Annotated in this window: 8 protein-coding genes; 2 read left to right on the top strand and 6 right to left on the bottom strand. The window is 73.5% G+C overall.

Annotated elements, in window-relative coordinates:
- Positions 1-128 precede the first annotated feature (128 nt).
- From LWC33_RS27375 to LWC33_RS27350, 6 genes are all read right to left on the bottom strand, one after another.
- A complete protein-coding gene (locus LWC33_RS27375) occupies positions 129-860 on the bottom strand; it encodes a DUF4389 domain-containing protein (RefSeq protein WP_372476703.1) in 732 nt (243 codons plus the stop codon).
- Between the two features lie 123 nt (positions 861-983).
- Complete coding sequence (locus LWC33_RS27370) at positions 984-1,664, bottom strand: CBS domain-containing protein (protein WP_233307564.1); 681 nt, start codon at positions 1,662-1,664, stop codon at positions 984-986.
- A complete protein-coding gene (locus LWC33_RS27365; protein WP_233307563.1) occupies positions 1,661-2,167 on the bottom strand; it encodes a universal stress protein in 507 nt (168 codons plus the stop codon). The genes LWC33_RS27370 and LWC33_RS27365 overlap by 4 nt, the downstream gene beginning before the upstream one ends.
- 115 nt (positions 2,168-2,282) lie before the next feature.
- On the bottom strand, positions 2,283-2,501 hold the full coding sequence (locus LWC33_RS27360) for a DUF1918 domain-containing protein (protein ID WP_233307562.1): 219 nt from the start codon (positions 2,499-2,501) through the stop codon (positions 2,283-2,285).
- A gap of 20 nt (positions 2,502-2,521) precedes the next feature.
- On the bottom strand, positions 2,522-4,867 hold the full coding sequence (ppsA, locus tag LWC33_RS27355; protein WP_233307561.1) for a phosphoenolpyruvate synthase: 2,346 nt from the start codon (positions 4,865-4,867) through the stop codon (positions 2,522-2,524).
- Positions 4,864-5,817: a universal stress protein gene (locus tag LWC33_RS27350; RefSeq protein ID WP_233307560.1), complete on the bottom strand. Its 954-nt coding sequence runs from the start codon at positions 5,815-5,817 to the stop codon at positions 4,864-4,866. The genes ppsA and LWC33_RS27350 overlap by 4 nt, the downstream gene beginning before the upstream one ends.
- Positions 5,818-5,990: 173 nt before the next feature.
- On the opposite strand from LWC33_RS27350, the gene LWC33_RS27345 reads away from it, so the two are divergent.
- Positions 5,991-7,025 (top strand): SPFH domain-containing protein, encoded by a 1,035-nt coding sequence (locus tag LWC33_RS27345; protein WP_372476702.1) that lies wholly within the window; start codon positions 5,991-5,993, stop codon positions 7,023-7,025.
- Positions 7,022-7,918, top strand: a complete 897-nt coding sequence (locus tag LWC33_RS27340) for a universal stress protein (protein ID WP_233307559.1) — start codon at positions 7,022-7,024, stop codon at positions 7,916-7,918. The genes LWC33_RS27345 and LWC33_RS27340 overlap by 4 nt, the downstream gene beginning before the upstream one ends.
- The last annotated feature ends 84 nt before the right edge of the window (positions 7,919-8,002 follow it).

Below are 8,002 nucleotides of genomic sequence, written 5' to 3'. Positions count from 1 at the left end.
GCCCGCCGCGGGGAATCCCCGGCGGGCGACGACGACGGTGCCCGCGGCCGCCCCCGCCGCGGCGGCCAGCAGCACCAGGAGCAGGCCGACCAGCCAGACGGCTTCGGATATTCCCCAGGTTCCCCACATCATCGGGCCGCTCCTGCCGTCGGCGAGGCGATCTCCACGGGCCCACCCGGTGGCACCGGCGGCGCGGGGACCGGCTCCTCACCGCCCTGGTCGAGCCGGAACGGCGGGTACGCGTCGGTCATCAGGGCCGCGTACGCGACCACGCGCAGCACCCACCGGTCGAACCCGAGCACGAGGTCGAACAACCCCCGCGGATAGCGCCCGCTGCACAGCAGCGCCACGAGGACGAAGAGGACCAGCACGCTGACCAGGCCACCGTCGAAGCCGATCGCCCCGGTGGTCCCGATGCGCCACACGACGGTGCCGCCTGCTCCGATCAGGAAGACCAGCACCAGATAGTGCGGGAGCGCCAGCAACCACCACTTCACCAGCACCAGCCCCCGCGACAGCCGCTCGGGCCGGTCGATCTCGAGGCGGGCCGGATAGTCCGGGACGTCCGCGAGGGTGAAGGGTGGGTAGCGGTCCGTGCCGTTGGCGGCGTAGCCGTAGTACGCGACCCGCCAGCCCCAGCGCAGCACGCCGAGGTTGAACCCGAAGACCGCGCGGGGATAACGGCCCGAGACGAGTATCGCGACGAACGCGACCACGGTCAGGACCCAGAACGCGAGGCCCAGCACGACCAGCACGATCAGGTGCGGCACCAGCAGGAGCCATTTGACCAGCCACAGCCAGCGCGACGGCTCGCCCTCGAGCCGCCCGGTGACCCGGACCGGATACGCCGTGTTCGTCATGTGAGCACCTTCCGCCGGGCGGGTCGTCGGTGGCAGGGACGGCGGGCCCGGCTGCCGAAGCCGGAGGACCTGCCCGGCACGGGCCGGACGGGACGGACGCCCCGGTCGACCCAGCGGAGCCCCTCAGTGGACTGGCCCCGCCATCGGTTCGTTCCGCTCGTCGGGGACGAGTTCGTCGTGCACGGCGACGACCCCCTCCAGGCGGCCCACCAGAGCCGCCAGCCGCAGAGCCCGACCTCGATCGGGCACGCTGCCGGCGAGGGTGACGACGCCGCGGTCGACTCGGACGGATACAGCGACCGCCTCGTCGTCGAGCACTGGGCGAAGGACCCCGTCGACGATCTCGGCGCGCAGCTCCGCGTCGTCACGGAGGTACACGCTCAGGATGTCGGTGCGACCCAGAACGCCGACGACGTGCTCGGCGGCCCCGTCGAACTCCGTGACGGCGAGCCAACCCACGCCCCGTTCCCGCATCCGGCGGGCGGCCTCTGCGACGGAGGCCTCGGGTCGGACGGTCACCACCGCGGTGCTCATCAACGTCCGCGCGGTCGTCGGTCGCCGTGGGTCCCTCCACTGCGGGCGCTCGTGCCCGACCCCCCCGTCGCCGCGCTCGGCGGTCCGCAGGAGATCTGCCTCGGACACGACCCCGAGAAGGCGGGTGCCCTCTAGCACCGGGACGGCCCGTACGGCGTGAAGGGCCAGCACCCGGGCCACCTCGTCGAAGTCGGTGTCAGGCCCGACGGACACCACCCAGGTCGACATGACGTCGCGAACAAGGGTTCGCCGCAACGGCGGCTCGCTCATGGCGTCCTCCCCACCACCCGGGTGGTCCCTGCCGAGAACTGCGCCGTCCGCGGAGGGCGGACCACGGTGACCCGGCAGGGTGCGTGCAGTACGCACTGCAGACCGACGGAGCCGAGCAGCGCGCTCGCCAGACCGCCTCGACCGCGATGCCCCACGACGAGGTCGTCGGCGTCCTCCGCCTGGGCGAGGAGCACCGCGGCCGGTGACCCCGGCAGCGCCAGCACGTCGACGGGGACGTCGCGGACACGTGCGTCGGCAGCGCTCAGTGCGGCGCGGGCCGCGACGACCGCCTCGCCGAGGCCGCTCTCGATCCTGTCGATGATCTCGGCCGGCGTCGGTGGCGCCGCCGCCCGGTCGAAGTCGGGCCAGTGGTCGGGCGCCTCGAACGCCATGACGACCCGGACCCGGGCGCCTCGTCGGGCGGCGTCGCGCAGGGCGTGTTCCAGAGCGGTGCGCGAACCGGCAGAGCCGTCCACTCCCACGACGATCGTCGGTGCTCCCACGATTGCTCCTCTCCGTGTCCGGCCTCGTGCCGGCGTCGAGGACGAGGCTGCCGGGAGCGGGACGCCGGCCGGCACGGTCGCTGGTCCCCGGCGCCGGAGCCGGTGGACCCCGGGGTCAACGGCCGGTGGCCCCCTCGGCCGGGTGGGCGGGGTGCCGTTCCAGATGGGCGTCGGGCGGCGGGAAGACCAGACTCTCGTGGTCGTCGTCGAGCCAGCGCACCCGGTAGGGCGGGGACCCGTCGGGGTGCACCAGACCGACGATCTGGCCGCGCCGACCGTGCGACTCGTGCGGGGCGGGCGGCACGATCAGCCAGTCTCCGATCCGCGCCCGCATCACGCCTCCTGCCATGGTGATCACGACCCCACCGGCGTCCGCCGGGCCGACTCGAGGAGCACGCGTCGCTCGGCGGTCGCGATCGCTGCGCGGGCCGCGCCGACCGCGTCCGGGTTGACCGAGATCGATGTGATCCCCGCGCGCACCAGGAACTCGGCGAAAGCCGGCTTCCGGCTCGGCGCCTGCCCGCACAACGACGTCGGCACGCCCAGCGTCGTCGCCTGCTCGATGATCGACGAGATCGCGGCGAGCACCGCCGGGTCCGACTCGTCGTACAGCTCGGCCAACCGCTCGGAGTCACGGTCGACGCCCAGCAACAGCTGCGTGAGGTCGTTGCTGCCGATCGACACGCCCTCGATGCCCAGGCCCACGTATTCCGGGAGCCAGTGCACCACCGACGGCACCTCCGCCGTCAGCCACCGCTGCAGGCCCCGCTGGCGCCCCAGGGGGCTGCGGTCGACGAGGTCGAGCACCGCAGCCAGCTCCCATCGGGTCCGCACGAACGGGATCATCAGGTGGACGTTGGGGCACTGCTCGCGGACCCGGGCCAGCATCCGCAGCTCGACACTGAACAGATCCGGCTCCCGCAGGTACCGGTACGCGCCCCGGTAGCCGATCATCGGGTTGCGCTCGACCGGCTCGTACTCCTCACCGCGCCGCAGTCCGCGGAACTCGTTGCTGCGCAGGTCGGTGGTGCGGTAGAGCACCGGACGCGGCGCGAAGGCCGTTCCGATCCGGGCGACGGCGCCGGCCATCGCCTCGATGAAGCCCGCCTCGTCGCCCGCGGCGAGCACCGCTCGGGGGTGCCGCCCGTCCAGCGCCGACGTGAGCGCGAGCTCCGCCCGCAGCAGCCCGACGCCGTCGACGTCAAGTGCCGCGACCCGCTCGGCCGCCTCGGGCATCGCCAGGTTGACGTGCAGCTCGGTGCCCGTGGGAATCCGCACGGACGCGGCCCCAGGGCCCGCGGCACGGTCCTCGGCAAGCGCCGCGGGGAGGGCCCGCGCCCGGTCACCCCTGGTCACCTCGCCGGTACCGCCGTCGACGGTGACCAGGTCACCGTCCGGTAGGTCGGTCGTGGCGGTGCGCGCGCCCACCACGCACGGGATGCCCAGTTCGCGGGCGACGATCGCCGCGTGGCAGGTCACGCCCCCCTGGTCGGTGACCACAGCGGCGGCGCGCCGCAGGGTCGGCAGCCAGTCCGGGTCGGTCCGAGGTGCGACCAGCACGTCCCCCTTGCGCAGGCGGTCCCCGTCGCTCGGCTCGTGCAGGACGCGAACCGGGCCGGCCGCCCGGCCCGGCGCGGCGGCGAGGCCGGCTGTCACCACGGTTCCCGGCGGTGGGCCCGTGGGCTCCGGTTCTGCAGGAGGTCGTGGTTGGTTCAGTTTCGTGGTGATCGGTCGGGTCTGCAGCAACCAGAGCTGCTGGGCAGCCATTGCCCACTCCACGTCCTGCGGCAGGCCGAAGTGCTCCTGGACCCGCACGGCGAGCCCTGCGACGGCCTGGGCCTGCGCGTCGCTGAGTACCCGGGCCCCGGCCCGCTCGTCGGTGAGCCGCACGGTCACGCCGCGACCGTCCGCCCCCCGCACGATCTCGTGGGTCTGGTGCCCGACCCGCACCGACTGGACGGCCAGATCGGGCAGGGCCAAGACGTAGGTGTCGGGCTCGACGGCCCCGCTCACCACCACCTCGCCCAGCCCGAAAGCGGCCTCGACCACCACGCGATCGCGACGTCCGGTTGTCGGGTCGCCCGTGAAGGCGACCCCGGCCCGCTGCGCGTTCACCATCAGCTGCACGACCACCGCCACCGCGGGTGGCGTGTTGTCGCCGAACTCCGCGCGGTAGACCAGTGCCCTCGGCGACAGCGCCGAAGCCCAGCAGTCCGCGATGCGCTCGCCGAGCTCGCTCGCGCCGCGGACATCGGTGAACGTGGCGTGCACGCCGGCGAACGAGGTCGTCGAGCTGTCCTCGCCCAGGGCCGACGAACGGACCGCCACGCTCACCGGACCCAAGTCCTCGATTCCCAGGCCCGCGTACGCCGTGTGCACCTGCTTGACCAGCTCGGCGCAGAGCCCTGCCTTGCGTACAAGCTCTTGCATCCGCTGGCACAGGCCGGCGAGGGTCGTCTGGCGCTGCCGCTCGAAGGCGGCGCGAATCGCCTCGCTGTACAACGTCCCGAGCTCCTCGTGGACGCCTGCGGCCGCCATCGAGTCCCGGTAGGCGTCGGCGGTGACGGCGAAGCCGTTCGGCACCGGGAAGCCCGCCGCGACCAGTTCACCGAGGTTGGCCGCCTTGCCGCCGACCAGGTCGGCGTCCTTCGCGGTGACCTCCGAGAGTGGGCGCACCCAGTGTGTGTCCGGCGGTGTCATCGTGCGGCCTCCTCGATGTGGCGATCGTCGACCGGCTCCTCGCCGGTCGCCGGAGCGTGGACGACCGCGACCGGACACGGAGCGTGGTGCAGAAGGGCCTGGCCGACCGAGCCGAGCCGCAGCCCATGCGCGCCGCCGCGCCCGCGCGACCCGACCACCACGAGGGCAGCCGCCGCAGCCTGCTCCATCACCGCCTTGACGGCGTTCTCGCGGACCAGCACGCGTCGCACCTCGACCTCCGAGAACTTCTGCTGCCATGGCGCGAGGGCCCGGTCGAGCACCTCGCGCTCGTCGGCCGCGATCGCGTCCCAGTCCAGGAACGGCTCCAGGAACGGGTCGACGGCGGCCTCGCTCCAGGCCCGTACGGCGACGAGGGGACCGCCGCGGCGCGCGGCCTCGGCGAAGGCGAAACCGAGCGCGGTGTCCCCGAGGCGTGTGCCGTCCACCCCGACCACCACGCCCCAGCTCCGGTCGGTGCTGCCACGCACCACGACCACCGGGGACGTGGCCTCCGCGGCCAGCGCGACCCCCACGGAACCGAGCAGCAGACCCGTGAACCCGCCACGTCCCCGATGTCCGACGACCACCAACGCCGCGGTGCTCGACTCCTCGATCAGGACGGCGGCCGGCATGCCGCCGATCACCTCGCGGTCGATCTCGACGTCGGTCGCGATCGTGGCGGCGACGCCGGAGGCCGTGTCCAGCGAGGTCCGGGCGGTTCCCATCCGCGTCTGGTGGTGTCTGTCCGCCTTTCGCGGAGGGAGTACCAGATCGGCACGCGGCGGACGGACCACGGCGACCAGGCGCAGCCGCAGGTCGCGCTCGCGCGCCTCCGCCACCGCCCAGCGCACCGCCTCCAGCGCATGGTCCGAGCCGTCGATCCCGACGACGACCGTGCCGCCGACCGTGCTCGCCATAGGTCCTCCCGGTGTCCGGTCGCCCGCTGCCACGGTCGGTCCGCGACGTCTCGGAGCACAGCGGCGCTCCGACCCTCTCCCGCGAGGTCGAAGGACCCGGCCTGGAGGGGGTGGGCCCAATGCCGGATCGAGCGAGGCCCGTCGCACCTGCAGACGGGGCCCGTCGCACCTGCAGGCAAGGCCGGCGTGGCGTCACGCTCCGCGCCATGACCACAGTGACCTGGATCATCGTGGCGGCGGTGCTCGTCGTGCTGCTCGCCTTCCTCAGCATCCGGCTCGTGCAGCAGTACGAGCGCGGAGTCGTCTTCCGCTTCGGGCGTGCCCTCGACGAGGTCCGCCAGCCCGGCCTGCGGTTCCTCGTCCCCGTCGCCGACCGGATGGTGAAGGTGAGCACCCGCGTCGTCGTCCTGGCCGTGCCGGCGCAGGGCGCCATCACCCGGGACAACGTCACCGTCCAGGTCGACGCCGCCGTGTACTTCCGCGTCGTCGACCCCGTGAAGGCCATAGTCAACATCGAGGACTACCGCAACGCCGTCTCGCGGGTCGCCCAGACCTCGTTGCGGACGGTGATCGGACGGGCCGACCTCGACACCCTCCTGTCGGACCGACAGCGGATCAGCGCCGAGCTCAAGAGCCTCATCGACGCGCCGACCGAGCAACCGTGGGGCGTGCGGATCGAGCTGGTCGAGCTTCGCGACATCGCGCTGCCCGAACAGATGACGAGGTCGATGTCGCGGCAGGCCGAGGCGGAGCGGGAGCGCCGTGCCCGGGTGATCGCCGCCGACGGCGAGCGGCAGGCGTCGGAGCAGCTCAGCGCGGCTGCCGCCAGGATGTCGGGCACCCCGGGCGCCCTGCAGCTCCGCCTGCTACAGACCGTGGCCGACGTCGCCGTCGAGAAGAACAGCACCCTCGTCATGCCCTTCCCGGTCGAGATCCTGCGCTTCTTCGAGGAACGCAGGCACGAGATGCAGGAGGTTCCCGCCGCCATGCCGCCGCGCGAGCACGACCAGGCGCAACCGGTCCCTCCGATGCCCCCGATGCCCCCGATGCCACCCGTCCCGCCGATGCGCGATCCTGCCGACCTGTGGCGGCGCTACCCGGACTACCCCGACGTCTCCTTCCCCGCCGATCGGCCATCGCACGTCCCGACCCCGGCAGAGCGCGACGCCGGCCTCGTGACCACCGCGGAAAGGACCGACGAGGCGGACACCCGCACGGAGGTCCCGCAGTGGACCCGATGAGTGCGGCGCCGATCGCCGGCCCCGTCGTCGTCGGGACCGATGGCTCCGGCGGGGCGACCAGGGCGGTGGCGTGGGCCGCGGAAGAGGCCGACCTGCGGGGTCTGCCGCTGCAGGTCGTCTGCGTACTCGCCCGTCATCCACACGTCCCGGCTCCGGAGGCGGACGCCCTGCTCCGCCGAGCCGCCGCCGTCGCGCGCATCAATTCCGACGGCCGGCCCGTCGAGTCGCGGATCGCGGTCGGGACGCCGGCGTACGTCCTCGCCCGTCTCGCTGCGGACGCCGAGCTGCTGGTCGTCGGGAACCGCGGAGGCGGGCGCGCCCTGCCGACCCTCGGTACGACCGCAGCACGACTGGCGCGTACGTGTCCGTGCGCTCTCGCGGTCGTGCGGGCGGCACCGGGTCGCCCGGTGCCGGACCGCGGACGGCCGGTGTTGGTCGCGGTCGACGGCCGGCCCGGCAGCGCCGCCCTCGTCCGCCACGCAGCCCGACTGGCGGCGAACCGGGACGCGGAGCTGCAGGTCGTGCATGTCTGGAAGGAACACGCCGCCGAGGTGATCCGCCGGCTCGGCCGGCGGGAGCGTGTTCCCCATCGGGAGGAGGCCGAGCGGGCTCTGGAGGACATCGCCACCACCGTCGCCGCGGATCACCCGGGCCTGCGGGTGCGGTGGACCGTCGAGCGAGGTGGCGCACCCTGGTCGGTGCTCGAACTCTCCGACGTCGCCCAGCTCGTGGTGGTGGGCCGCCACCACGGCAGGACCGTCGGCACGCCGGCCACCGTGCTGCTCCAGGCCTCGAGCTGCCCGGTGCTGCTGGCTCCGCAGTCGCTCACCGTGCCCTCGATCGGCTCGACCGTCGCCCGGGCCCACGGCAGTGTCACGCGATTGGGCAGGTAACGCCGAAGCCGTACACGAAGGAACCGGGACCGCAGTTGCCGATGGGCGTTGTCCTCCCATTGCGGGTGCGGCCCCCGTTTTCGC

Origin of the sequence: Pseudonocardia terrae, from assembly GCF_021343995.1 — a bacterium.
In the GTDB taxonomy this organism is placed as follows: Bacteria; Actinomycetota; Actinomycetes; order Mycobacteriales; family Pseudonocardiaceae; genus Pseudonocardia; species Pseudonocardia terrae.
The sequence above is the reverse complement of the archived record's forward strand: the minus strand, read 5'-3'. Positions and strand labels throughout refer to the sequence as shown.